This is a genomic window from Pseudomonas putida (assembly GCF_028682175.1).
Taxonomy (GTDB): Bacteria; Pseudomonadota; Gammaproteobacteria; order Pseudomonadales; family Pseudomonadaceae; genus Aquipseudomonas; species Aquipseudomonas putida_AD.
The window spans coordinates 1-26,048 of record NZ_JANHKS010000047.1 but is presented as its reverse complement, the minus strand read 5'-3'; the positions used below and the strand labels follow the sequence as shown (position 1 = coordinate 26,048).

At 61.9% G+C, this 26,048-nt stretch carries 22 protein-coding genes; 13 read left to right on the top strand and 9 right to left on the bottom strand.

Annotation, left to right across the window (positions count from 1 at the left end; genetic code table 11):
- Positions 1 to 138 precede the first annotated feature (138 nt).
- The 7 genes from lepA to pdxJ all read left to right on the top strand — a co-directional run bounded on the left by lepA (position 139) and on the right by pdxJ (position 6,510).
- Complete coding sequence (gene lepA / locus NPS29_RS23640) at positions 139 to 1,935, top strand: translation elongation factor 4 (protein ID WP_274135525.1); 1,797 nt, start codon at positions 139 to 141, stop codon at positions 1,933 to 1,935.
- Between the two features lie 9 nt (positions 1,936 to 1,944).
- The gene (gene lepB / locus NPS29_RS23635; protein ID WP_274135523.1) at positions 1,945 to 2,799 is read left to right on the top strand and encodes a signal peptidase I; all 855 of its coding nucleotides are present in this window, start codon (positions 1,945 to 1,947) and stop codon (positions 2,797 to 2,799) included.
- A gap of 104 nt (positions 2,800 to 2,903) precedes the next feature.
- Entirely contained in the window at positions 2,904 to 3,281 is a 378-nt protein-coding gene (locus NPS29_RS23630) for a DUF4845 domain-containing protein (RefSeq protein WP_274135521.1), read from the top strand.
- Positions 3,278 to 3,967 (top strand): ribonuclease III, encoded by a 690-nt coding sequence (rnc, locus tag NPS29_RS23625; protein ID WP_274135519.1) that lies wholly within the window; start codon positions 3,278 to 3,280, stop codon positions 3,965 to 3,967. The genes NPS29_RS23630 and rnc overlap by 4 nt, the downstream gene beginning before the upstream one ends.
- The gene (gene era / locus NPS29_RS23620; RefSeq protein WP_274135518.1) at positions 3,960 to 4,862 is read left to right on the top strand and encodes a GTPase Era; all 903 of its coding nucleotides are present in this window, start codon (positions 3,960 to 3,962) and stop codon (positions 4,860 to 4,862) included. Before rnc ends, era begins: the two co-directional genes overlap by 8 nt.
- Before the next feature lie 153 nt (positions 4,863 to 5,015).
- Positions 5,016 to 5,705, top strand: a complete 690-nt coding sequence (gene recO, locus NPS29_RS23615; protein WP_274135517.1) for a DNA repair protein RecO — start codon at positions 5,016 to 5,018, stop codon at positions 5,703 to 5,705.
- Positions 5,706 to 5,763: 58 nt separating this feature from the next.
- Positions 5,764 to 6,510, top strand: coding sequence for a pyridoxine 5'-phosphate synthase (gene pdxJ / locus NPS29_RS23610; protein WP_274135515.1), 747 nt, complete (start codon positions 5,764 to 5,766; stop codon positions 6,508 to 6,510).
- 130 nt (positions 6,511 to 6,640) lie between these two features.
- On the opposite strand, the gene cmoB is transcribed toward pdxJ, so the two are convergent.
- From cmoB to lon, 4 genes are all read right to left on the bottom strand, one after another.
- Positions 6,641 to 7,600, bottom strand: a complete 960-nt coding sequence (gene cmoB, locus NPS29_RS23605) for a tRNA 5-methoxyuridine(34)/uridine 5-oxyacetic acid(34) synthase CmoB (protein ID WP_274135513.1) — start codon at positions 7,598 to 7,600, stop codon at positions 6,641 to 6,643.
- Positions 7,597 to 8,340: a carboxy-S-adenosyl-L-methionine synthase CmoA gene (gene cmoA / locus NPS29_RS23600; RefSeq protein ID WP_274135511.1), complete on the bottom strand. Its 744-nt coding sequence runs from the start codon at positions 8,338 to 8,340 to the stop codon at positions 7,597 to 7,599. Before cmoA ends, cmoB begins: the two co-directional genes overlap by 4 nt.
- A 92-nt stretch (positions 8,341 to 8,432) precedes the next feature.
- Entirely contained in the window at positions 8,433 to 8,825 is a 393-nt protein-coding gene (locus NPS29_RS23595; RefSeq protein ID WP_274135509.1) for a protease inhibitor I42 family protein, read from the bottom strand.
- 199 nt (positions 8,826 to 9,024) lie between these two features.
- Positions 9,025 to 11,442, bottom strand: a complete 2,418-nt coding sequence (lon, locus tag NPS29_RS23590; RefSeq protein ID WP_274135508.1) for an endopeptidase La — start codon at positions 11,440 to 11,442, stop codon at positions 9,025 to 9,027.
- A gap of 268 nt (positions 11,443 to 11,710) precedes the next feature.
- On the opposite strand from lon, the gene NPS29_RS23585 reads away from it, so the two are divergent.
- From NPS29_RS23585 to NPS29_RS23570, 4 genes are read left to right on the top strand one after another with little or no spacing between them, the layout of a single operon-like run.
- Positions 11,711 to 12,382, top strand: coding sequence for a methylamine utilization protein (locus tag NPS29_RS23585; RefSeq protein ID WP_274135506.1), 672 nt, complete (start codon positions 11,711 to 11,713; stop codon positions 12,380 to 12,382).
- Positions 12,379 to 14,730, top strand: coding sequence for a bifunctional diguanylate cyclase/phosphodiesterase (locus tag NPS29_RS23580; RefSeq protein ID WP_274135504.1), 2,352 nt, complete (start codon positions 12,379 to 12,381; stop codon positions 14,728 to 14,730). Before NPS29_RS23585 ends, NPS29_RS23580 begins: the two co-directional genes overlap by 4 nt.
- 13 nt (positions 14,731 to 14,743) lie before the next feature.
- On the top strand, positions 14,744 to 15,634 hold the full coding sequence (locus tag NPS29_RS23575) for a DUF3034 family protein (protein ID WP_274135503.1): 891 nt from the start codon (positions 14,744 to 14,746) through the stop codon (positions 15,632 to 15,634).
- Positions 15,634 to 16,065 carry a group I truncated hemoglobin gene (locus NPS29_RS23570; protein WP_274135501.1) on the top strand — a complete coding sequence of 144 codons (432 nt, stop codon included), beginning with the start codon at positions 15,634 to 15,636 and terminating at the stop codon, positions 16,063 to 16,065. Before NPS29_RS23575 ends, NPS29_RS23570 begins: the two co-directional genes overlap by 1 nt.
- Before the next feature lie 881 nt (positions 16,066 to 16,946).
- On the opposite strand, the gene NPS29_RS23565 is transcribed toward NPS29_RS23570, so the two are convergent.
- The 3 genes from NPS29_RS23565 to NPS29_RS23555 all read right to left on the bottom strand — a co-directional run bounded on the left by NPS29_RS23565 (position 16,947) and on the right by NPS29_RS23555 (position 23,298).
- Complete coding sequence (locus NPS29_RS23565; RefSeq protein WP_274135499.1) at positions 16,947 to 19,364, bottom strand: glucose/quinate/shikimate family membrane-bound PQQ-dependent dehydrogenase; 2,418 nt, start codon at positions 19,362 to 19,364, stop codon at positions 16,947 to 16,949.
- Between the two features lie 117 nt (positions 19,365 to 19,481).
- The gene (locus tag NPS29_RS23560) at positions 19,482 to 20,846 is read right to left on the bottom strand and encodes a carbohydrate porin (RefSeq protein WP_274135497.1); all 1,365 of its coding nucleotides are present in this window, start codon (positions 20,844 to 20,846) and stop codon (positions 19,482 to 19,484) included.
- A gap of 421 nt (positions 20,847 to 21,267) precedes the next feature.
- Positions 21,268 to 23,298 carry a TonB-dependent receptor gene (locus NPS29_RS23555; protein WP_274135495.1) on the bottom strand — a complete coding sequence of 677 codons (2,031 nt, stop codon included), beginning with the start codon at positions 23,296 to 23,298 and terminating at the stop codon, positions 21,268 to 21,270.
- Positions 23,299 to 23,456: 158 nt separating this feature from the next.
- On the opposite strand from NPS29_RS23555, the gene NPS29_RS23550 reads away from it, so the two are divergent.
- Both NPS29_RS23550 and NPS29_RS23545 read left to right on the top strand, forming a co-directional pair.
- On the top strand, positions 23,457 to 23,684 hold the full coding sequence (locus NPS29_RS23550; RefSeq protein WP_274135493.1) for a VF530 family protein: 228 nt from the start codon (positions 23,457 to 23,459) through the stop codon (positions 23,682 to 23,684).
- 23 nt (positions 23,685 to 23,707) lie between these two features.
- On the top strand, positions 23,708 to 24,370 hold the full coding sequence (locus tag NPS29_RS23545; protein WP_274135491.1) for a Pr6Pr family membrane protein: 663 nt from the start codon (positions 23,708 to 23,710) through the stop codon (positions 24,368 to 24,370).
- Between the two features lie 177 nt (positions 24,371 to 24,547).
- Here the strand turns inward: NPS29_RS23545 and NPS29_RS23540 are convergent, their stop codons facing one another.
- Both NPS29_RS23540 and NPS29_RS23535 read right to left on the bottom strand, forming a co-directional pair.
- Positions 24,548 to 25,318, bottom strand: coding sequence for a siderophore-interacting protein (locus NPS29_RS23540; protein ID WP_274135489.1), 771 nt, complete (start codon positions 25,316 to 25,318; stop codon positions 24,548 to 24,550).
- Positions 25,315 to 25,908: a PadR family transcriptional regulator gene (locus NPS29_RS23535; protein ID WP_274135487.1), complete on the bottom strand. Its 594-nt coding sequence runs from the start codon at positions 25,906 to 25,908 to the stop codon at positions 25,315 to 25,317. Before NPS29_RS23535 ends, NPS29_RS23540 begins: the two co-directional genes overlap by 4 nt.
- Between the last annotated feature and the right edge of the window lie 140 nt (positions 25,909 to 26,048).

The following is a 26,048-nucleotide window of genomic DNA, read 5'->3' as shown; positions in this document are numbered from 1 at the left end:
ATCGCTCCTTTTTTGTGCCAGAAGGGCGCCCGGATTTGCCGCTGCACGTGCGCAGTGACGCCCGAGCGTTCCTTCAGGTACAATTCCCGGCTATTTTCGGCGGGCAGTCTGCCTGCAATATTTTTCGAGTGTTGATCCGTGAGTGATTTGAGTCATATCCGCAATTTCTCCATCATCGCCCACATTGACCATGGCAAGTCGACGCTGGCTGACCGTTTCATCCAGATGTGCGGCGGCCTGTCCGAGCGCGAAATGGAAGCTCAGGTGCTTGATTCCATGGACCTGGAGCGTGAGCGCGGGATCACGATCAAGGCCCACAGCGTTACCCTCTATTACAAGGCGCGGGACGGCAAGACCTACCAGCTGAACTTCATCGACACCCCGGGCCACGTGGACTTCACCTATGAAGTCAGCCGCTCGCTGGCCGCCTGCGAGGGCGCGCTGCTGGTGGTCGATGCCGGTCAGGGCGTGGAAGCGCAGTCCGTCGCCAACTGCTACACCGCCATCGAACAGGGCCTGGAAGTCATGCCGGTCCTGAACAAGATGGACTTGCCCCAGGCCGATCCGGATCGCGTCAAGGACGAGATCGAGAAGGTCATCGGTATCGATGCCACCGACGCCGTGGCGTGCAGCGCCAAGAGCGGCATGGGCGTTGACGAAGTGCTGGAGCGTCTGGTCCAGACCATCCCGGCGCCGACCGGCGACATCGAAGCGCCGTTGCAAGCGCTGATCATCGACTCCTGGTTCGACAACTACCTGGGCGTCGTCTCCCTGGTGCGCGTGCGTCACGGCCGCGTCAAGAAGGGCGACAAGATCCTGGTCAAGTCCACCGGCAAGATCCACCTGGTGGACAGCGTCGGTGTGTTCAACCCCAAGCACACGGCAACAGTGGACCTGAAAGCGGGCGAAGTAGGCTTCATCATCGCCGGCATCAAGGACATCCACGGTGCGCCGGTGGGTGACACCCTGACCCTGAGTTCCACCCCGGACGTCGAAGTGCTGCCAGGCTTCAAACGCATCCAGCCTCAGGTCTACGCCGGCCTGTTCCCGGTCAGCTCCGACGATTTCGAAGACTTCCGCGATGCGCTGTCGAAGCTGACGCTCAATGACTCGTCGCTGCAATACCTGCCGGAAAGCTCCGACGCGCTGGGCTTCGGCTTCCGTTGCGGCTTCCTGGGCATGCTGCACATGGAAATCATCCAGGAGCGCCTCGAGCGCGAGTACGACCTGGACCTGATCACCACGGCGCCAACCGTAATCTTCGAGCTGTTGCTCAAGACCGGTGAAACCATTTACGTCGACAACCCGTCGAAGCTGCCGGATCTCTCCAGCATCGAAGACATGCGCGAGCCGATCGTGCGGGCGAACATCCTTGTGCCTCAAGAGCACCTGGGCAACGTCATTACGCTGTGCATCGAGAAGCGCGGTATCCAGCACGACATGCTGTTCCTCGGCACCCAGGTCCAGGTGACCTACGACTTGCCGATGAACGAAGTGGTCCTGGACTTCTTCGACCGTCTGAAGTCGACCAGTCGCGGTTATGCGTCGCTGGACTATCATTTCGATCGTTATCAGTCGGCGAACCTGGTCAAGCTCGATGTCCTAATCAACGGCGACAAGGTCGATGCGCTGGCGCTGATCGTGCACCGCGACAACGCTGCCTACAAAGGCCGTGCGTTGACCGAGAAGATGAAAGAACTGATTCCTCGTCAGATGTTCGACGTGGCAATCCAGGCAGCCATCGGCGGCCAGGTTATCGCGCGTACAACCGTCAAGGCACTCAGAAAGAACGTACTGGCTAAGTGCTACGGTGGCGACGTGAGCCGTAAGCGCAAGCTGCTTGAAAAGCAGAAGGCCGGTAAGAAACGCATGAAGCAGGTCGGCAACGTGGAAATTCCACAGGAAGCCTTCCTTGCAGTGCTCAGGTTGGAATAATCAGGCCCTATGTCACTAAATTTCCCGCTGTTGTTGGTCATTGCCGTTTTTGTCTGCGGTTTGCTGGCGCTGATCGATCTGATCGTGTTGGCGCCGCGTCGGCGTTCGGCCATTGCGAATTATCAGGGCAGCGTGAGCCAGCCGGATGTCGCCGTCGTCGAGCAACTGAACAAGGAACCGCTGCTGGTTGAATACGGCAAGTCGTTCTTCCCGGTCCTGTTCATCGTGCTGGTGTTGCGTTCGTTCCTGGTCGAGCCGTTCCAGATTCCTTCGGGATCGATGAAGCCGACGCTGGATGTGGGCGATTTCATCCTGGTCAACAAGTTCTCCTACGGTATCCGTCTGCCGGTGATCGACATGAAAGTCATCCCGGTAGGTGATCCGCAGCGCGGGGATGTGATGGTGTTCCGCTACCCAAGCGATCCGAACGTCAACTACATCAAGCGCGTTGTCGGCCTGCCGGGCGATAGCGTGCGCTATACCAACGACAAGCAGCTGTTCGTCAACGGCCAGTTGGTCGCCAAGCAGCTGATCGGTTCGGAGCCCGGGACCCTGGGCAGCGCCGAGCTGTACAACGAGAAACTGGGCGAGGTCGAGCACCAGATTCGTCAGGAGATGAGCCGCTACCGCGCGCCGCCTGACCACGAGTGGAAAGTCCCGGCCGGCCATTACTTCATGATGGGCGACAACCGCGACAATTCCAATGACAGCCGCTACTGGGATGACCCCAACATTCCCAAGGAAGAGCTGGGCATGGTTCCCGACAAGAACATCGTCGGCAAGGCCTTTGCCGTGTGGATGAGCTGGCCGGAGCCGAAGCTGAGCCACCTGCCCAACTTCTCGCGAGTCGGGTTGATCAAGTAACCGCTGCGGCGCTGTGTGACACAGCGCCGTATGTCATTTCAGCGGTCTAAGCTTGCGGGGTTTGCCCTGCATGCCGCAGGGACAGACTATTCTTGAGGGCACACATGACATCTGCCGGTTCGCAAAAAGGCTTGTCGTTCATTGGGTGGCTGGTTTTGCTGGCCGTCCTTGCATTTGCAGCAAGTACCGCAGCCAAGGTAGTGCCGCATTACCTCGATTACATGTCGATGAAGAAAATCATCGAAGCCGCCGGCACCGACAACGCCGCGGAGATCAACAGCAGCAGTGATTTCCATGACTATGTGGCCAAAGGCATGCAGGTCAATAACATTCGGGATTTGGATTTGAACAAGGCGTTAACAGTGACGACGGAGAACAACAGGTTCCTCGCCCATTTGAAATACGAACAACGAGAGCCACTGATCCAGAACATCGATCTGGTGGTCAAGTTCGACCACGAATTCAGCGTGGGTAAACCGTGAGCGTGTCATTGAGTCGCCTGGAGCGTCAGCTCGGCTATACCTTCAAAGACCAGGAACTGATGGTTCTGGCCTTGACCCACCGCAGCTTTGCCGGACGCAACAACGAGCGTCTGGAATTCCTCGGTGATGCCATCCTCAACTTCGTGGCCGGTGAAGCGCTGTTCGAGCGTTTCCCTCAGGCCCGTGAAGGCCAGTTGTCGCGCTTGCGCGCCCGCCTGGTGAAAGGCGAAACCCTCGCGCTGCTGGCCCGCGGATTCGATCTGGGTGAGTACCTGCGCCTGGGCTCCGGCGAATTGAAGAGCGGCGGCTTCCGTCGCGAGTCGATTCTGGCCGATGCCCTGGAAGCGCTGATCGGTGCGATCTACCTGGATTCGGGCATGGAAATGGCGCGCGAGCGCGTGCTGTCCTGGCTGGCCAGCGAGTTCGACAGCCTGACGCTGGTCGACACCAACAAGGACCCGAAAACCCGGCTGCAGGAATTCCTGCAGTCCCGCGCCTGTGAACTGCCGCGCTATGAAGTGGTGGACATCCAGGGCGAGCCGCATTGCCGGACCTTCTTCGTCGAATGCGAAGTTACCTTACTGAATGAAAAAAGCCGGGGACAGGGTGTCAGCCGTCGCATTGCCGAACAGGTAGCCGCGGCCGCAGCACTTATCGCCCTTGGTGTGGAGAATGGCAATGACTGATACAACTGCAACACGCTGTGGCTATGTCGCCATCGTTGGCCGGCCAAACGTGGGCAAGTCGACGCTGCTCAACCACATCCTCGGCCAGAAGCTGGCGATCACCTCGCGCAAGCCGCAGACCACCCGCCACAACATGCTGGGCATCAAGACCGAAGGCGACGTGCAAGCCATCTACGTCGACACCCCCGGCATGCACAAGGGCAGCGACAAGGCGCTCAACCGGTACATGAACAAGACCGCTTCGGCGGCGTTGAAAGACGTCGACGTGGTGATCTTCGTCGTGGACCGCACCAAGTGGACCGACGAGGACCAGATGGTTCTGGAGCGCGTGCAGTATGTGACCGGCCCCCTGATCGTCGCGCTGAACAAGACCGACCGCATCGAAGACAAGGCCGACATGATGCCGCACCTGGCCTGGTTGCAGGAGCAGTTGCCCAACGCCCAGATCATCCCGATTTCCGCGCAGCAGGGGCACAACCTGGAAGCGCTGGAGAAGGTGATCGCCGAGCAGTTGCCGGAAAACGATCACTTCTTCCCGGAAGACCAGATCACCGACCGCAGCAGCCGCTTCCTGGCCGCCGAACTGGTGCGCGAGAAGATCATGCGCCAGCTGGGTGCGGAGCTGCCGTACCAGATCACTGTCGAGATCGAAGAATTCAAGCAGCAGGGCAAGACCCTGCACATCCATGCGCTGATCCTCGTCGAACGTGACGGCCAGAAGAAGATCATCATTGGCGACAAGGGCGAGCGCATCAAGCGCATCGGCTCCGACGCCCGCCGCGACATGGAAGTGCTGTTCGATTCCAAGGTCATGCTCAACCTGTGGGTCAAGGTCAAGGGCGGCTGGTCCGACGACGAACGCGCCCTGCGTTCGCTGGGTTACGGCGACCTGTAAGCACTTGTTGCTTCACTTGTGGGAGCGAGCTTGCTCGCGAAGAGGGTGTAACGTTCAACATCAATGTTGACTGGCACATCGCTTTCGCGAGCAAGCTCGCTCCCACAGTGGTTTCAGTTGACCATGAGTCCATGTTCGTTCATCGAGAAGTGCATGTCCCCAAACGCTCCCGCCAGCCAACTCGCCTACGTGCTGCACAGCCGGCCCTACCGGGAAAACAGCGCGTTGGTGGATTTCGTCACGCCTCAGGGCCGGCTGCGTGCCGTGCTGCGCAGCGCCCGTGGCAAGGCAGGCTCGCTGGCGCGGCCGTTCGTGCCGCTGGACGTCGAGTTTCGCGGGCGCGGTGAACTGAAGAACGTCGGACGCATGGAGAGCGCAGGCATCGCCGCCTGGCTTGAAGGCGATGCGCTGTTCAGCGGCCTGTACCTCAATGAGCTGCTGATTCGCCTGCTCCCCGCCGAAGATCCCCACCCCGGTGTGTTCGAACACTACGCCGCGACCCTGGCAGCCCTGGCCGAAGGGCGCGCGCTGGAACCCTTGCTGCGATCTTTCGAGTGGCGTCTGCTGGACGACCTGGGTTACGGTTTCGCCCTCGATGCGGACGTCAACGGCGATCCGCTTTCGAGCGACGGCATGTATCGCCTCCAGGTGGACGCCGGCCTTGAACGGGTGTATCTGTTGCAGCCCGGCCTGTTCCAGGGTGCCGAACTGTTGGCCATGTCCGAGGCCGACTGGGATGCGCCGGGCGCGTTGTCGGCGGCCAAGCGCCTGATGCGCCAGGCCCTGGCGGTGCACCTGGGTGGCCGCCCGCTGGTCAGCCGTGAACTGTTTCGCAAGCCCTAACCAACAAGACCCAGGCAGGCGCGATTCGCCTGTCCAGATGAAGTTTCAGGAGAACAAAGTGACCCACAGCACCCGCATCCTGCTCGGCGTGAACATCGACCACGTCGCCACTCTGCGTCAGGCCCGTGGTACCCGTTATCCCGATCCGGTCAAGGCGGCACTGGACGCCGAAGAAGCCGGGGCCGATGGCATCACCGTGCACCTGCGTGAGGACCGTCGTCACATTCAGGAGCGCGATGTGCTGCTGCTCAAAGACGTGCTGCAGACGCGCATGAACTTCGAAATGGGTGTGACCGAAGAGATGATGGCGTTCGCCGAGCGTATTCGTCCGGCGCACATTTGCCTGGTGCCGGAAACCCGTCAGGAACTGACCACCGAAGGCGGCCTGGACGTCGCAGGCCAGGAAGCGCGGATCAAGGCCGCGGTTGAGCGTCTGTCGGCCATCGGCAGCGAAGTGTCGCTGTTCATCGACGCCGACGAGCGCCAGATCGAGGCCTCGGCGCGGGTCGGTGCACCGGCCATCGAGTTGCACACCGGGCGCTACGCCGACGCCGAGACCCCGACCGAGGTGGCCGAGGAACTCAAGCGCATCGCTGACGGCGTGGCCTTTGGCTTGAAGCAGGGACTGATCGTCAACGCCGGCCACGGCCTGCATTACCACAACGTCGAAGCGGTGGCGGCGATCAAGGGCATCAACGAACTGAACATCGGCCACGCCCTGGTAGCCCATGCGCTGTTCGTGGGCTTCAAGTCGGCGGTGTCGGAGATGAAGGGGTTGATTCTGGCGGCTGCCAGCAAGGCTTGATCCACCGAAAGACCTGTAGGAGTGAGCTTGCTCGCGATCAGCGGTGTGTCAAATATGGAGACGTCGTCTGACACACCGCATCGCGAGCAAGCTCACTCCTACAGGGGAGCGGTGTGGCGCATGTCTGGAATTAGGCCTTGCGCCCGACGATCACCGCTCTGCGCGGCGCAGGCAGGCCTTCCACGGTCTTGCTGTGGTCGTTCGGGTCGAGGAAGTCGTCGAGCGACTGATACTTCATCCATTCGGTACTGCGCTGTTCTTCGACCGTGGTAGTGCTGACATCCACGCAGCGCACATCGACGAACCCCGCCCGGCGCAACCACAATTCCAGCGCAGGCACCGACGGCAGGAACCAGACGTTGCGCATCTGCGAGTAGCGGTCCTCTGGCACCAGCACCTGGTGCACGTCGCCTTCGACGACCATGGTTTCCAGCACCAGTTCACCGCCCTTGACCAGGCAATCCTTCAACGCCAGCAAGTGATCGATCGGCGACTTGCGGTGGTACAGCACGCCCATGGAAAACACCGTGTCGAACCCTTCAAGCCGAGCAGGCAGGTCTTCCAGCGCGAACGGCAGGTGCCAAGCGGGCAGGTCGGGCAGGTAGCGCTGCATGGCCTGGAACTGGCAGAAGAACAGCCAGTTCGGATCGACACCGATCACGCTGTCGGCACCGGCGCCCAGCATGCGCCACTGGTAGTAGCCGTTGCCGCACCCCACGTCCAGCACGCGCTTGCCCACCAGATCCAGATGGGGCGCGACCCGCGACCATTTCCAGTCCGAGCGCCATTCGGTATCGACATGCACGCCAAACACATCGAACGGCCCCTTGCGCCAGGGCGACAGGCCCATGAGCGCGGCACGGGTCTGTTCGCGGGTGGCGTCGTCGCAGTCGGTGTCGAGGATGAACGCATCCTTGAGTTCGACCCGGCTCGGCGTCAGTGCGGGCAGGGCGTTCAGCGCGCCTTGCCAGCGCTCCAGATCGCCATGGCCTTTTTCCATCTTGGCGTCGAGTTGCGCTTGCAGGCCTTGGGCCCAGTTGGACAGCGGAGTGCCCGCCAGGCGGCGGACCAGTGGGGCGAGATCAATCATGGCAGGGCAATCAGAGAGGCGAAATTGAGGCACTGGAACCAGGGCACGACTTTACTGAAACCTGCGGCCAGCAGGCGTTCGCGATGCTGTTCGAGGCTGTCGGGTTTCATCACGTTTTCGATGGCGCTGCGCTTCTGGGCAATCTCCAGCTCGCTGTAGCCGTTTGCGCGCTTGAAGGCTACGTGCAGGTCGGTGAGCAGGGCGTGTTCTTCGTTGTCGTCGAAACGCAGCTTCTCCGAGAGGATCAATGCACCGCCGGGCAGCAGCGACTGACGAATGCGCGTCAGCAAGGCCAGGCGTTGTTCAGGAGCGATGAACTGCAGGGTGAAGTTCAGGGCCACCACCGAAGCAGGCTGGAATTCGAGGGCGAGAATGTCGCCCTCGATGACGTCCACCGGCAGCAGTTCCTGGAACATCGAATCCTGTGCATTGAGGTACTCGCGGCAGCGCTCGACCATGGCCGCAGAATTGTCGATGGCGATCACCCGGCAATCGTCGGTGCGCACGTGGCGGCGCAGGGCCTGGGTCACCGCGCCCAGGGAACTGCCCAGGTCGTAGAGCACGCTGTGGGGCTGGGCGAACTGCGCCGCGAGCACGCCAAGGTTCTCGACGATGGTCGGGTAACCGGGCACCGAACGCTTGATCATGTCCGGGAACACCCGCACCACGTCCTCGTTGAAGGCGAAGTCAGGCACCTGGCCCAGCGGCTGGGCGAATATGCGGTCGGGTTCTTGGCTCACGGCGATTCCGAAGGATGAGGCGAAAAGTGCGGCATTTTAGCCAAATGTGCCGCGATGCTGAAACCTCATCTCATCGTTCGGGCGTTTGCCACTCAGTTGACCGTGATCGCGCAATCGAACGTGCGCTCGGGGCGGACCTCCGGTGCCCAGGGTTGTTGATAGACCATCATCAGATGCCCCGTGCCTGCACTGGCGGCCTTGTAGCGCCACACCGACTGCCCGGATGTGCCGACCATGCCGATGTCCTGCGGGCTGTTGAACACTTCCGGCCCCATGGCGTTGAGGATCGAGGGCGCAGGGTTCTGCATCAGCCAGCGGTGCCCGGTGGTGGGGTTGCTCGGCAGCATGAGCATCAGGGTCTGGCCGGTCTTGAGGGTGATGGGGCAGTCTTTCTGATCTTCCAGGGACACGATCTGTTTCGGTTGCTGGGCACAGGCGGCCAGCAGGGCGAGGCTGAACGGGACGAGCAGACGGGCAGGGGACATGGAGGCTCCGGACGTGGGCTACTTGGGTCGGAGCATAACTGAAGACTGAAACGCTGAAACCTGGAAAACGCTGAAACCCTGTAGGAGTGAGCTTGCTCGCGATGACGGTGGGTCAGTCAGTGTAGATGGGGCTGACCCACCGCAATCGCGAGCAAGCTCACTCCTACAGGTTTAGCGTTTGCCTGCAAGAGCTGCGTTTTTAGAACAACACCTTCGAAACATCCGAAAAACGCTTGGCGAAGTGCACGGTGATGCCTTCCTTGAGGTAGTCCGGCAGTTCTTCGAAGTTGCCGCGGTTGGCTTCCGGCAGGATCAGTTCGAAGATCTTCTGCCGCCGCGCCGCGATGACCTTCTCGCGCACGCCGCCAATCGGCAGGACATGCCCGGTCAGGGTCAGCTCGCCAGTCATGGCCACGCCTTTCTTCGGCGCCTGGTTGCGCGCCAGGGAAAGCAGCGCGCTTGCCATGGTCACGCCGGCGCTAGGGCCGTCTTTTGGCGTGGCCCCTTCAGGCACGTGCAGGTGAACGAAGGCCTCATCGAAGAAACCCTTGTCGCCGCCAAACTTGGCCAGATTGGAGCTGACGTAGCTGTAGGCGATTTCCGCAGACTCCTTCATCACATCCCCCAGTTGCCCCGTCAGCTTGAAACCACGGTTGTGGGTGTGGATGCGCGTGGCCTCGATCGGCAAGGTGGCGCCGCCCATGCTGGTCCAGGCCAGGCCAGTAATCACGCCGGTGCCGGACAGCACCTGCTCGTTGCGGAACACTGCCATGCCCAGGGAGGCTTCGAGGTCTTTCGGCCCGATCTTGACCACGGTGTCCGGGTTGTCCAGCAGCTTGACTACGGCCTTGCGCACCAGTTTGCCCAGCTGTTTCTCCAGTTGACGCACCCCGGCTTCACGGGCATAGCCGTCGATCACTGCCCGCAGGGCGCTGTCGCTGATGGTCAGGCTGGACTTGGACACACCGGCCTTTTCCAGCTGCTTGGGCCACAGGTGGCGCTTGGCGATGGCCAGTTTTTCTTCGGTGATGTAACCGGACAGGCGAATCACTTCCATGCGGTCCAGCAACGGGCCGGGAATCGAATCCAGGGTGTTGGCGGTGCAGACGAACAGCACTTTGGACAGATCCAGGCGCAGGTCCAGGTAGTGGTCGAGGAATTCGACGTTCTGCTCCGGATCCAGCGTTTCCAGCAGCGCCGAGGCCGGGTCGCCCTGGTAGCTCTGGCCCATCTTGTCGATCTCGTCGAGCATGATGACCGGGTTCATCACTTCCATGTCCTTCAACGCCTGCACCAGCTTGCCCGGCTGGGCGCCGATGTAGGTGCGACGGTGGCCCTTGATTTCAGCTTCGTCGCGCATGCCGCCGACGCTGAACCGATAGAACGGACGACCAAGGGATTCGGCGATGGACTTGCCGACGCTGGTCTTGCCCACACCGGGCGGGCCCACCAGCAGCACGATGGAACCGGCGATCTCGCCCTTGTAGGCGCCCACCGCGAGGAATTCGAGAATGCGGCTCTTGATGTCATCAAGGCCTGCGTGGTGCTGGTCGAGCACCTTGCGCGCGTGTTTGAGGTCCAGCTTGTCTTCGCCGTAGACGCCCCACGGCACTGAGCTGGCCCAGTCCAGATAGTTGCGGGTGACGGCGTATTCCGGCGAGCCGGTTTCCAGCACCGAGAGCTTGTTGATCTCCTCATCGATGCGTTTGCGCGCCTGGGGCGGCAGGGTCTTGCCTGCCAGGCGTTCTTCGAACTGTTCGATGTCGGCGCTGCGGTCGTCCTTGGTCAGGCCCAGCTCCTGCTGGATGACCTTGAGCTGTTCCTTGAGGAAGAATTCGCGCTGATGTTCGCCGATCTTGCGGTTTACTTCGGCAGAAATCTCTTTTTGCAGCCGCGCGACTTCGACTTCCTTGCGCAGCATCGGCAAGACTTTTTCCATGCGCTTGAGCACGGGGACGCAATCGAGCACTTCCTGCAGCTCAACGCCGGTGGCGGAGGTGAGGGCGGCGGCGAAGTCGGTCAGCGGCGAAGGATCATTGGGGCTGAAGCGGTTGAGGTAGTTCTTCAGCTCTTCGCTGTACAGCGGGTTGAGCGGCAGCAGCTCCTTGATCGCGTTGATCAGCGCCATGCCGTAGGCCTTCACCTCATCGGTGGGCTCGTTGGGCTGGTGCGGGTATTCGACTTCCACCAGGAATGGCGGGCGATGGTGCTTGAGCCAGGTCTTGATGCGCACGCGGCTCAGGCCCTGGGCGACGAACTGCAGCTTGCCGTTCTCGCGGCTGGCGTGGTGCACCTTCACCAGGGTGCCGTACTCGGGGAGTGCCTTGGTGTCGAAGTGGCGCGGGTCTTCTGGCGGCGTGTCCATGAAGAACAGCGCAAGGGAGTGGTGATCGGATTTGCTCACCAGCTCCAGAGTCTCAGCCCAGGGCTCTTCATTGACGATGACGGGCAGGACCTGGGCCGGGAAGAAGGGGCGGTTGTGAATCGGGATGATGTACACCTGGTCCGGCAGATTCTGGCCGGGCAGGGCGAGGCTTTTGCTGTCCGAATGAAGAATTTCGTGCTCGTGATCGACGTCGTCTGAGGCGTGGTTCGAGTCGCTTTGCTGGTCGCTCATGGGGCACCTGCATAAATGGAGTTGAGGCTTAGATGGGGCAGTCTTGCTCAGGTTTCAATAGTTGAGGCCGATAGCATTGAATACGGACGTCGATAGAGAAATATAGGTGGCTTGTGCCATTCGTCGGCGACCGTTGAGTGATGGCTTTATAGTGGCCTTTATTGCATGATCTTTCTGCAGGGTGAGGTTACTCTGCGCGCGACGCTGCAACACAAAGCCAAGGCCGGCGCTATTCTTTTATCGACCACGCCGTTTTTGGATCCCACGTATGAATCCGGTTGTATCTACGTTCCTGCTGGCAGCGACCCTTCTGGGCGCCTGCGCCAGCCATGCTGCAGGTCTCACGGCTGACTTCGTCGATGCTCAGGGCAAGCCCCTGAACGATGTCGTGCTGACGCTGCAAGGTCCGGCGGGCAAGCCGGACCCTGCGCCCAAGGCCGACATGGACCAGCGCGACCAGCGTTTTGCGCCTCACGTGCTCGCAGTGCGCACTGGCACACAAATCAAGTTTCCCAACAGCGACAACATCCGCCATCAGGTGTACTCCTTTTCTGCGGCAAAACGTTTCGAACTGCGCCTGTATGGCGGTACGCCATCGGATCCGGTGCTGTTCGACAAGCCCGGCGTGGTGGTGCTTGGCTGCAACATCCATGACTGGATGCTCGGCTACGTGTACGTCACGGACGATCCATGGTTTGGCGTGAGCGATGAAAAAGGCACGCTGACCCTCGACCAGATGCCAGCCGGCCACTACGTGGCTACGCTCTGGCATCCCCAGGCGGTGGACATGCAACCGGTATCGGGCGGTGAAATCGACATTCCGGCCACAGGCCTGCACCAGCACTTCAAGCTGGCGGTGCAGCCCAAGGCCGACGACATGCCCGCAGCGCCGCCGTCCAGCGCATTCGGCGATGCCTTTCACAAAGCAGCCCACGAATGAAATTGCGTATCGGCTTCCAGGCCCGCATCGCCAGCGTGCTGATTTTGCTGCTGCTGATCGTGGTCGTCGCGGTGTTCGTGGCCGTCAAGGCCGCGACCCAGGATGCCGTGCGCAAACAGGCCCAGGTGCAGTTGGAGGTGGGTACCCGGGTGTTCGAGGGCTTGCTGGAGATTCGTGGCAAACGGTTACGCGATGCCGTGCAATTGTTGTCCAGTGATTTCGGCTTTCGCGATGCGGTAGCCTCCGCCGACTCGGCGACCATTCGCTCGGTGCTGCTCAATCACGGTGCCCGCATCGACGCCTCGGACATGTTCCTGCTGGGCATGGACGGCAAGGTCCTGGCCAGCACCGTGGCGCAGATTCCCGAGGGCTCGCCGTTTCCGTACATCCAGGCGCTGCGCGAGCTCAAGAGCAAGAACCAGTCGATGCTGATCGTGCCGCTGCAAGGCAAGCCGCACCTGCTGGTGGAAAGCACGGTCATGGCGCCCTTGCCCATCGCCCGGGTGGTGATGGGGTTCAGCATGGATGACGACCTGGCCCGGGAGTTGCGCTCGCTCAGCGGTTTGCAGGTATCGTTTCTTTCCATCGTGCATCAGGCCCCGGGGCAGATCATCAGCACCCAGCCAGAGGCCCTGTACGACAGCCTGCAAGGGCTGATGCTCACACCCGCCAGCGACCAGATGCAGATGACCACGCACCAGGATCAGAGCTTTCTGAGCAAGACCCTGCACCTGGGCACCATCAGCGACACCGACGGCGAGGTCGTGGCGCTGCTGCAGAGCCCGCTGGACACCGCCATGAAGGCGTTCGCGCCGCTGGACGAAAAACTCTACTGGATCACTCTGGTGGCGCTGGCCGGTTCCCTGGTGGGCACGCTGTTGCTGGCGCGCAGTGTGTCGCTGCCGGTGCGTGCCCTGGCCCGGGCCGCCAAGCGGATCGAGGAGGGTGACTACCTGACGCCGGTCATCCTGGCCCGCAGTGACGAACTGGGACTGCTGGCCGGTGCACTCAATTCCATGCAGACAGGCATCGCAGAGCGCGAGCAGCAACTGGCTCACAACGCCCTGCACGACGGCCTCACCGGGCTGCCCAACCGGGCATTGGTAATGGAGCGGCTGGGCAGCGCAATTGCCGCTCAAAGGCCGGTGGCGCTGCTGTATCTGGGCCTGGAAAACTTCCGCGCAATCAATGACAGCATCGGGCCTGAGGGCGTCGAGCAGCTGTTGCAGGTCATCGGCGAGCAACTGCAACTGCCGCTGCGGCCGGGCGATACCGTGGCGCGGCTTTCCGGTCATGAGTTCCTGTTGCTGGTGCACCACGCCGAGACCGATTCTGCGGTGGCGGTGGCCGACCGCTTGCAGCGCTTGCTGCTCAAGCCCCAGCGCATCGCCGACCACGATATTTCCCTGGACGCCTGCATCGGCATCGCGGCCTACCCGCTCAACGGCGATTCGCCGTCGGAGCTGGTGCGCCGCGCCTCCATTGCCCACCAGGATGCGACGCAGATGCCGGGGCGCCTGCAAGTGTACGAAGACGGCCGCGACCTGGCCCACCAGCGGCAGATCTGCCTGATTCGCGATCTGCGCCACGCCGCCCGCAATGGCGAACTGGCGCTGCATTACCAACCCAAGCTGGATATCCGCAACGGCCGCGTGCGTCAGGCCGAAGCGCTGCTGCGCTGGCAACATCCGCAGTTCGGCAATGTTTCGCCGGCCGAATTCATCGTACTGGCCGAGCGCACCGGCAGCATCCAGATTCTCACCGGCTGGGTGATCGAAGAAGCCATGCGCCAGTTGGCCGAATGGGGGCGCCGCGGCCTGCACGTGCAGCTGTCGGTGAACATCTCGGCGGACGATCTGCTCAGCGGCGATCTGGCCCACCGCGTCTCTAGCCTGCTCAAGCTGTACCGCGTGCCTGCCGAACAACTGGTCTTCGAGATCACCGAAAGCGCCGTGATGCGCGAGCCCGAGCATGCCCTCAAGGTGCTCAATGGCCTGCGCGAGTGCGGCATCAGCCTGTCGGTGGATGACTTCGGCACTGGCTACTCTTCCCTGGCGCACCTCAAGCGGCTGCCGGTGCAGGAGCTCAAGATCGACCAGTCGTTCGTGCGCAACCTGGACGAAACCAGCGAGGATGCGGTGATCGTGCGTTCCACCATCGAAATGAGCCATAACCTGGGGCTCAAAGTGGTCGCCGAGGGCGTCGAGTACGAACACAGTTTGCGCCTGCTGGAGCGCTGGCATTGCGACACGGCGCAGGGCTATCTGATCAGCCGGCCACTCACGGCGGTCGCGTTTGAAGCATGGATCGCCAAATCCCACCATTCCCCGAGCATGATGGTTCACTGATTGGTTCACGTTTATGGCACGTAGTCTCTCGGCTGTTTTCAGCCCTGTGGTGTTGGCAAGTCTGGTGGGCGGTTGCGTGACAGCAACAGCGCCTTTTGTTGCGGCCGATCAGGGGCGCCTGATCGCGACCGGTGGCGCCAGCAGTATCGAAGGCGCCGCCGGTGGCGGGATCATCCCGTGGGCGGTGCTGGCCAATTACGACGAAAAGGGCGAGTGGGGCGCAAATGCCTTCGCCACTCACGTCAATTTGCCGGACTACACCCTGGACGTGGTCGGGATGGCTGCTTCCTACGGTAACCGCGTGGAAGTGTCCTACGCCCATCAGCGGTTCGACCTTGGGTCACTGGTCAACAAATTCAGCTTGCCGGAAGATAACCTCACCCAGGATGTCTTTGGCGTCAAAGTGCGCCTGTTCGGTGACTTGATCTACGATCAGTTGCCGCAAGTTTCCTTGGGCGTCGAGTACAAGCATCAGAACGATTTCCTGATCCCGAGCCTGGTGGGTGCCCGGCGCGATTCGGACGTCGAAGGCTACCTCACCGCCAGCCGCCTGTTCATGGGCGCAGCCTTTGGCTACAACCTGGTGGTCAACGGTGGCGTGCGTTACAGCCGGGCCAACGAAACCGGCCTGCTGGGCTTCGGCGGTGATCGCCGCGACACGCGCAGCGTTTTGAAAGAAGGCTCGGTGGCGCTGCTGTTCAACCCGCGCTGGGCGGTGGGCGTCGAGTACCGTGAGAAACCCGACAACCTGTCATTTGCCGGGGAGAGCGATTGGGCCGATATGTTTGTCGGCTGGTTCCCCAACAAGCATGTATCCGTGGTACTGGCCTACGCACGGCTGGGAGAAATCGCCACGCTGGATAACCAGAACGGCACGTATCTGTCTGTGCAGGGGAGTTTCTGATGGGTTGGCCGCTACGTTGGTTCGGTGCGCTGGGCCTGGCGCTGCTCGTCGGCTGCGCCCAGCAGCCGCCCAGGGATGACAGCCTGTATCAGGCCCTTGGGCAGCGCGCCGGGATCCAGAAGATCGTCGAAGGTATGTTGCTGCACATCGCGAAAGACGAGCGCATCGTCGAGCATTTTCGCAAGATCGACATCGTCCGCCTGCGCGACAAGCTGGTGGAGCAGTTCTGTGTCGAGGCGGGCGGCCCTTGCCGCTACACCGGCGACAGCATGGCCGAAACCCACAAGGGTCAGAACCTGACCCGCAGTGATTTCAATGCGCTGGTGGAGGATCTGATCGATGCGATGGATGAGCAGAACATCCCGGTAGCGACCCAGAACCGTCTGCTCGCGCGGCTCGCGCCGATGCGTGGGGATGTGATCGAGAAGTAACCACCGCACCACAACCCCGTAGCAGTCCGGCTTTCCGGCGGGGGCGATCGTGAGGACGCCATCGCGGGCAAGCCGTGCTGCTACGGGACGGTGTAAAACCAAAGCTCTTGCTTCTGCTTTTGATCTTCATGCGCAATGGCACAGACACCGCCGAACGCGACGTCAAGGCGCCAGGCCGAGCGCAGGTGTCGTGTAGGGGGATGAGCGGCAGGAGCCGCGAAAGCCGTGCGGGCCATGGATGGCCCATCACGGCGTGCCCCCGGAACGACGCCGGAGTCGAGGGAAGTCCGAAGGACCCCAGCCTGTCGCAGGGCTTTTTTGGTTACTTTTTCAGCTCTTGGAAAAAGTGACCCGCCGTAAGGGCGGAAAGGTGAATCAGCGTCACCCTCGTCAAAGGATATGCTCACCAAATTCTGAACCACTGTGGCGCTCGCATTCGGAACATATCCATTGTCGTGTTGGCTGGACTTATGGGTTTCGCCCCTTACGGGCGACCTACTTTCTTTCGGGAAAGTAGGCAAACCATTTGCTCCTGGCTGGGCCTCGACTTCGTCTCGGTTCCCTCGCTCCGGCGCCGTTCCGGGGGCACGCCATGATGGGCCATCCATGGCCCGCACGGCTTTCGCGGCTTCCTGCCGCTCATCCCCCTCCACGACACCTGCGCTCGGCCTGGCGCCTTTACGTCGCGATCTGTGGCGCCTGCACCATCGCGCATGAAGATCAAAAGCATTGCACCGACCCGTAGCAGCACGGCTTGCCGGCGGGAGCGATCTTGCGGACACCCCCGCCGGCAAGCCGTGCTGCTACGGGATTGGCGGCGGCAATGAAAAAGGCGGTCACCTTTCGATGACCGCCTTTTTCATTGCCGCGCTACCGAATCACTACGGCAGTTTGTAGGCAATGATGTAATCGCCCATGCGGGTGCCCAGCGAGCCGTGGCCGCCTGCGACGATCAGCACGTATTGCTTGCCGTCCTTGCCGGTGTAGGTCATCGGGGTGGCCTGGCCACCTGCTGGCAGACGTCCGGCGAACAGCTCCTTGCCGGTTTTCACGTCATAGGCACGCAGGTACTGGTCCAGGGTGCCGGCCAGGAAGCCGACGCCGCCTGCGGTGACCATCGAACCGCCCATGCTTGGCACGCCCACTGGCAGGCCAATCGGCACTGGCGTGTTGTCGCGGCTGGTGCCGTTCTTGTGCTTCCACACCACCTGGTTGGTGGTCAGGTCGACAGCGGCCACGTTACCCCAAGAAGGTGCCTGGCACGGCATGCCGAACGGCGACATCAGCGGATGCATGATGACCGCGTAAGGCGCGCCGGTGTTCGGCTGCACGCCGCTGGTTTCGCTTTCACGCTTGCTGCCGGCTTCCACTTTGGCACGCGGCACCAGCTTGGAGACGAAGGCCATGTAGTTGGGGCTGGTGAACATCAACTGACGCACCGGATCGACCGACACGGCGCCCCAGTTGAACACACCCACGTTACCCGGATAGATGATGCTGCCCTGCTCGGACGGAGGCGTGTACTGGCCCTCGTAACGCAGTTCCTTGAACTGGATGCGGCACAGCATCTGGTCGAAGGCGCTGCCGCCCCACATGTCTTTCTCTTTAAGCTCCGGCGGCAGCATGTTCAGCTGCGAACGCGCTTGAGTCGGCGAGGTGTGGTCGCCTTGTGCGGCACCAGTCGGCGCAGGCACTTCGTCGATCGGCACGATCGGCGTACCGTCGCGGCGGTCCAGTACGTACAGGCTGCCTTGCTTGGTCGGCTGAATCACGGCCGGCTTCACGCCGTCCTTGGTTTTCAGGTTGATCAGGGTTGGCTGGCTCGGTACGTCCATGTCCCACAGGTCGTGGTGAGTGAACTGGTAGTTCCAGCGCACCTTGCCGGTGTTGACGTCCAGCGCGACCAGGCCTGCGCTGAATTTCTCGGCGCCAGGGGTACGGTCGCCGCCGTACTGGTCAGGCATCTGGTTGCCCAGAGGCAGGTAGACCAGGCCCAGTTTCTCGTCGACGCTGGCCAGCGACCACATGTTCGGCGCGTTGCGCGAATAGAACTGGTCCGCCGCGATAGGAGCGGTGGCATCCGGGTTGTTCGGGTCCCAGTTCCACACCAGCTTGCCGTCGTGCACGTCATAGGCGCGAATCACGCCGGAAGGCTCGTTGGTGGACTCGTTGTCGGTCACATGGCCACCGATGATCACCAGGTTACGGGTGATCGCGGCAGGCGAGGTGGAGTAGTAGCCACCGGCAGTGAACGGACCGATGTTGGCGCGCAGATCGACCGCGCCCTTGTTGGCGAAGTCTTCACAGACTTTGCCGGTGTCGGCGTTCAGGGCGATCAGGCGGGCGTCGGCGGTCGGCAGGTACAGGCGACGCGGGCAGGACGTGGCAACGGCCTTGCCGGCGTCCGATAGCTCGGCAGCCGGGGCGCCTACGTCGGTCTTGGCGTAGGCATCTTCGTCGTAGTACGAAACACCACGGCAGGTCATGTGCGCCCAGCCGGTGAAGTTTTTCGCGCCTTCCTTGGAGATCTGCGGGTCGTAGCTCCAGATCGTCTTGCCGGTGTCAGGGTCCAGCGCCAGCACCTTGCTGTGCGGGGTGCAGGCATAGACCATGCCGTTGACCTTGAGCGGGGTGTTTTCGTTGGTCAGCTCGACCGGGTCTTCGGCCGTTGGCAGGTCGCCGGTGCGGATGCGCCAGGCTTCCTGCAACTTGCCGACGTTTTCAGGGGTGATCTGCTTGAGCGGCGAGTAGCGGTTGCCGTGTTCGGAGCGGCCATAGGCCTGCCAGTCGCCTTCAGGCATCGGCTGCGGGTCGTAGGCGACGCCTGCGTCGTCACGATCCAGCGTGCCCTTGATTTCACCGGGGTTGGTGAACTGGCTGGCCAGTGCGGTCAGGCCTGCCAGCACCACGGCGATGCTCAGTGCAGTGCTCGGCATGCCGCCAGGCTGGCCACGCAGCAGCGGGCGGCGGAACCATGGCAGCAGCATCACCAGGCCCAGCACGAACCACAGCGACAGGCGCGGTACCAGTTGCCACCAGTCCAGGCCCACTTCCCACAAGGCCCAGACGGTGCTTGCGAACAGCACCAGCGCGAACAGGCCCAGCGCCGAGCGACGGCCCATCACCAGCAACACGCCGGTGCCGATAAAGCCGATGCCGGCCAGCAGGTAGTACAGCGACCCGCCCAGTGTCAGCAGTTTGATACCCCCGGCCAGCAAGGCCAGGCCCATGACCAGAATCACCAGTCCGAGCAAGCTCGGCAACAGGCGACCCTTACTGAAAGCACCGTCAGTGCTCATAGTGTCGTACTCCGTAACGATTAATTGGTTGACGCCAAGTCCCTTTGCAGCGTGGGGCTGAAGCTTTGAAGCCACAGCCTTCACGCTAGTTCCTCAAATGCGGTATAGAAAGGTGGATCAGAACGAGGACTGAATCTTCAGGCCCGCCACCAGTGCGTCATCGACCTGGCTCACGCCGCCCGGATGACGAATGAATTGCAGGTTGGGGCGCACGGTCAGCCAGTTGGTGACGTGCACGCCGTAGTAAAGCTCGGCGTTGTATTCGGTGTCCTGCACGGGCAGGAAAGACGAATCGTTGTAGTCGCTGAGGTTTTTGGCCTGGTTCTGCAGGTTGATGTTCTTGCGGTAGGCCGGGTTTACGTGGATGCGGCCGACTGCCAGGCCGATGTCATCCTTGGGACGCGCGTCGAACGGGCCGGTGTAGGTGGCGCCCAGTGCGACGTAGTTGTCGATCATGTTGGTTTTCTTGTCGTGCAGGGTGCCGTTGGCGAACAGGCTCAGGCCGCGGCTGTTGTCGCTGGCCTGGCTCGTCACCTGCTGGCGCAGGGTCAGCCACATGCCGTGCTTGCTGGACGACGGCGCATGCTCTTCACCACTCAGCGCTGCGTAACCGCCATTGCTGTCCTTGTACACGTCCGTGCTGTCGGCGGTGCTGTAGTAGTAACCCAGGCGGTATTCGCCCGGCAGGTCATTGACCTTCGGCGCCCAGACCAGCTCCACCGGCAATACGGCGCCCTGGGTGCCGCTGCCGCTGAGCTTGAAGTTGTTGTCGTTTTCCAGGTTCGACGGGTTCTGCTCGAACGCACCGACCTGCACGAACAGCTCGGGAGTGAGCTGGTATTTGACGCGCATGGCCCACTGGCTGATCGGCCAGTTGTACCAGATGCCGCCGCCCCAGTTGCCCACTTGCGAACCGCAGAACGACAGGTTCTGGAAGTCGCAGGGGAAGGTGTTGAAGTCTTCGCCTTCGTTGAAACGACCGACCTTGACGCTGAGCTTCTGGTCGAAAAACTTCTGCTGGTACCACAGGTCGGTCAGGCGCGTGACGTTGCCACGGCCCCAGACTTCCTGGGCCGAGGAGATAGTGCCCACGCGCGGGTCGCCGATGCGGTCATTGCTGATGTTGTCGCCGTTGCGGTTGGTCAGCGTCACCTGGAACTCGGCGTCATGCCAGCCGAGGATCTTCTGCAGGTCCATGTGCGCGCCGAGGGCGAACTGGTCGGCGTAGCGGGTGGCCTTGTCATGGTTGTAGCCGCCGTGCAGGTTGGAACCCACTTCCACGACCGTGTCGAGCTTGAAGTCATAGCCCTGCTGCGAAAGCTCCGTGCGCTTGCCGCCCCAGTCGCCCAGCATCCAGGGAGATTCACTGTCGAACGCGGGTGTGGCCTGGGCGCAGGTGGCCAGGGTCAGCGTGGCGAGCCCCAGGAGGTGGCGATGACGAATCGGGCGAAGGTGGGTGCAGCGTTTCGAATGGAAAGGCATAGGGCGATGAATTCTTTTTGGTGATCTGGGTACGGCGCAGGCGCGTGCTGCGTCGATAAGCCGCGTGACAAAACTTGACAGATTGCGAAGAGAAACGATTCAGCCCTCAACGCGGCGCGATGATAGGGGGCTAATCATTTTTTAAAAAGACGATTTTGCGACATGAATAGTTACATATCGCGCAACAGTGTTGAAAAGGTGGGGTAGCGCTGTCCCTTAGTGTGGGTAAGGGTTGGGCAGAGCGACAGATGTAATGGGGGATGGATAACCTTTACAAAGGCTGGCACCAATCCCCGTAGCAGCACGGCTTGCCGGCGGGGGCGGTGTGTCAGTGACGAATGTTCTGTCTGACACACCGCCCCCGCCGGCAAGCGGAGCGCCGCCCGGCCGGGCTGCTACGGGGCCGAGGTGAATTCGCGAATCAGAACGTTGTGCGCAACCCCACTTCAATGCTGCGCCCCTGCGCCGGGGCGATGTCGCGCAGGATGGAGCTGGCGTAGCGCACGGTCTGGTTGGTCAAGTTCTCGCCGTTGACGAACGCCAGCCACTGACTCTCACCCACGTTGAATTTGTAACCGGCGCTGGCCCCCAGCGTTGTATAGCCGTCGGTGCCGCTCTCGTTGTCCGGCACCCGGCCCTGGGAGGCGGCGTGTTCGACGTCGATCCGCGCCTGCCATTTGTCCAGTTCCCACACCAGCCCGCTGTTCAGACGCAGCGGGGCGATGCGCGGCAAGGCTTCGCCAGTGTCCAGATTGGTGGCGCGGGTGTAGTCGCCCGAGAGCTCCAGCGCGAATTTTCCGTACTGGCTTTCGCCCAGTTTCCAGCGATCTTGCGCCTCGAATCCGACAAAGCGCGCCTTCACGCCCGAGTAGGTGTATTCCGGAATGCCGTCCGCGTCCTCCTCGCCGTCATCATTGAGCGTACGACCTGTCCCCAACAGCCCGATGTAATTGGAGAAGCGGCTGTAGAACACGCCGAAGCTGCCTTTGTGCGTGCCGTTGTCGAAGCGCAGCGCCAGGTCGCTGGAGACGGCCTTTTCCTTCGACAGGTTGGCATTGCCGACTTCGTAGGTGCCGGTCGCGACGTGGGCGCCGTTGGCGTACAGCTCGTAGAAGGTCGGGGCGCGCTCGGTGTAGCCCAGGGTGGCGGCCAGCGACCACACCGGGGTCAGGGTGTAGACCGCACCGGTGGAAAGGCTGCCAGCGGTGAAACTGCTGGAGCTGTCGGCGTTGGCGAAGCGTTCCTTGCCTTGGGCGTCCGGATCCACCGTGGTGTGTTCCAGGCGACCGCCCAGGCTCAGTTTCAGGCGGTCGGTGGCTTGCAGTTCTTCGAGAATGAACAGGGCGCCGGTCTCGGTATCGGTCTGCGGCACGAAGGCTTCTTCGCCCAGCGCCGAGAATTCGCTGCGGCTGACCTGTGCGCCGATCACCCCGTTCAACGGACCGATGGGCTGGTGGCGCGCTTCGACACGGGCCTCGTAACCCTTGTTCTTGAAGGTGGTGCCCACTTCGCCGTCCTCGATCTCCATGTGCTTGTATTCGGTGTAACCGGCGTCGAGTTTCACCGAGCTGAAGGGGCCCGCCAGGTTGCGGATTTCCGAAGCGAACGCGTAGTGATCCTGCTTCATGCGGATGCGCACGTCCTGCTCGGCGGGCGATCCGTAGTTGGCGTCGTAGTTGCTGTAGGACAGGCCCGCGTAGCCGTCGTCCCAGGTGTAGGAACCACCGATGGCACCGCCGTCCTGACGCCCGTCGCTGTTGCCCAGACGGTGCTTCTTGTCGTCGCCATCGGGATCGCGGGCGCGTTCGTCGGCGGTGCGTGCGTAACCGGGAATCTTTAGATCGTTAAATTCCCGGGCATTGGCGTCCAGGTGCAAGGCAAAGGTGCCGTTGCCCGCTTCCAGCTTGCCTGCGGTGCTGCGAGTGGTGTCGGCGCCGCCGTAGCGCAGCTCGCCGGCACCCTGAATGCCTTCGATCGCCTCGGTGGGGATGCGGTTGTCGAAAGTGTTGACCACGCCGCCGATGGCGCTGCCGCCGTAGAGCAACGCAGCCGGGCCACGAACGATCTCAATGCGGTCGACGTTGACCGGGTCCAGCGGCACCGCGTGATCGTAGGACAGCGACGAAGCATCCAGAGCACCTACGCCGTTGCGCAGCAGGCGAATGCGGTCGCCGTCCAGTCCGCGAATGATCGGCCGGCTCGCGCCGGGTCCGAAGTACGACGAAGACACACCCGGCTGCTTGTTCAGGGTTTCACCCAGGCTGCCTTTCTGTTGCAGGGTCAGATCGTCACCTGTGAGCACGGTGCTGGGTGAGGCCAGTTGGTCGCTGCCTAATGGGTTGGCGGTGATGGTTTGCTGTTCAAGCTCGATGGCGAATGCGGGGGAGGCGACCAGCAGGGCGGTGGCCAGTGGCGTGAGGCGCCAGAGCCGGGATTTCGAGGGGCGGGACATGCAGCGGTTCCTTGGCGGGGGTGAGACTCAATGGTTAGCTTTTTATTGTTATAACATAACATTAAAAATGCAATCATTTTGGAATCGTGCTGTATGCAGCTACGCTTTCGGCTAAGGTGCGCACCTCAAGATTTCATGAATGCAAACAGGCCCCTGCCATGACTACACCCAATACCGACCCGCTGCACGGCGTGACCCTCGAGCAGATTCTCAACGCGCTGGTCGAGCACTACGAGTGGTCGGGCCTGGCCGAGCGCATCGACATTCGCTGCTTCAAGAGCGACCCCAGCATCAAGTCGAGCCTGACCTTTCTGCGCAAGACGCCCTGGGCGCGGGAGAAGGTCGAGGCGTTGTACGTGAAACTGGCGCGCACCAAGCGTTGGTGATGCCTGTACAGGGATCGCCCGTGATGCACAGCCAGACACTGCAACTGAGGCCAGGACAACGCACCTACGCCACCGCCGCCATGCTGCTTGGCTGGTTCGCGCTGGCGGTGCAGTTGTATCTGGTGTTGTGGGGGCGCTGGACCGATCAGGCCAGCCTGCTCGGCGGGCTGGTGAAATTCTTCAGCTATTTCACGGTGCTGACCAATACCCTGGTCGCGACCGCGCTGACCTGCGCCATCACCGATCGGCACTCGGCGGGCCATCGTTTTTTCAGATCACCTGCCGTGTGCAGCGGCATCACCGCAAGCATTGTGGTGGTCGGCATTGCCTACAGCCTGCTGCTGCGCCATTTGTGGAGCCCGCAGGGCTGGCAGTGGCTGGCCGATGAACTGCTGCACGACGTCATGCCGCTGGTGTTTCTGGGGTATTGGTGGCTGTTCGTGCGCAAGGGCACGCTCAGGTTCAAACACGTCCTGGCGTGGATGCTGTACCCGGTTATGTATTTCGGTTATTTGCTGGTCCGGGGCGACATGATTGGCGATTATGTCTACCCGTTCCTGGACATTGGCACGCTGGGCCTTGCGGCAGCCATGACCAATGCGCTGGGTGTGCTGGCGGGCTTCGTGGGGGTCGGTTTGCTGATCTGGCTGGTAGATAAAGCAAGATCGCCCCACCCAGCCCCGTAGGAGCGCGCTTGCCCGCGATGCGGTGAGTCAGACGACACACACCTCCCTGAACTGACTCGTCCGTAGCAGCACGGCTTGCCGGCGGGAGCGGTGTGTCAGTCAACTTATTCATCGCTGACACACCGCCCCCGCCGGCAAGCCGTGCTGCTACGAGATGGCGCTGAGTTCAAGGGCGGTTTATTCCTCCTCGGAACCCGCGATACGCCAATAGCCCGCCGCCTTCACCGCCGCTTCATCGAGCTTGAACTCATCAAGCAACACCCGGCGTACCTTGCGCGACAGCGACGACTCAGTCGCCACCCAGGCGTAAAGATCCCCCTCAGGCAGCGTCAGTTGGCGCGTCACCTCCAGCAGGTCCCGCTCACCGCGCACCACCCAGATCACCTCCACCTGGGCCTGGCTTTCCAGCGTCTGGCGCTCGGCATTGTCTTCGATTTCCACCACCACCAGCGCACGGCGATTGCCTGGCAATTCCTCCAGGCGGCGGGCGATGGCGGGCAGGGCGGTTTCGTCGCCGATCAACAGGTAGCTGTCGAACATGTCCGGCACGATCATCGACCCGCGGGGACCTGCGATGAACAGAAACTGACCGACCGCAGCCTGCGACGCCCAGGTAGCGGCAGGCCCGTCACCGTGCAGCACGAAATCGATGTCCAGCTCGCCCGATTGCGCATCGTAGCGGCGCGGCGTGTAGTCGCGCATGGCAGGACGAGGGCCGTCGTTGTTCGAACCGGGCATGAAGTCTTCCAGCGCGGCCTGTTCTTCTGGCGTGGTCGCGAACAGCAGTTTGACGTGATCGTCGCTGCCCAGGCTGATGAAGCCTTGCAGTTGCGGACCGTGCAGGGTGATGCGGCGCATGCGTGGCGTGATATCAGTGACGCGCAACACTTGAAGTTTGCGCCGCTTGATTTCATGGCTGACGCGATGGATCGATTGCTGTGAATTCATACCGGCTTCTCCGAACGGGTGTGGGGGCCGTCGACAACGGCTTTGGCGGTTTCGTTGAGCAGGTCGCGCACGCGGATGATTTCGTCCGGTGTCCAGCGACCGTGATGCATTTGCAGGGCGTGGCGCAGGTTGTGCACCGCCTCGTGGATCTCCGGCGGACGGTCATGGCCGCGCAGTGAGCGTTTGCTGACCTCGATGCGCATCTTCACGCCATCCAGCGCCACGGCCTGTTCCACCAGGAATTGCTGGCCGGCTGCGGTGACCTGGTAGCGCTTTTTGCCGCCTTCGGCGTCGCCGGTGATCAGCTCGCTTTCTTCAAGAAAGGTCAGGGTCGGGTAGATCACGCCGGGGCTTGGGCTGTAGGCGCCGTCGAACAGGCCTTCGATCTGGCGGATCAGGTCATAGCCGTGGCAGGGCTGGTCGGCAATCAATGCCAACAGCAGCAGCTTCAGGTCGCCGGGCGCGAAGACCCGGGGGCCGCGTCCACCGCGCTCGCGGCCGGTACGTTTCTCGAATCCATCACGCCCGTCGCCGTGATCGCCGAAGTGAGGGCGGTGGTGATGGGGGTGGTCGTGTGAGTGGTCTCTCATCGTCTTTCATCTCTCTCTCGTTACGTTAGATATACCTTAAGATATATCTTAAGAAAGATGCAAGATGCCTCAAGACGAACGGTTCTCATTTGTGCGGGTGATTTTGTAGCAGCACGGCTTGCCGGCGGGGGCGGTGTGTC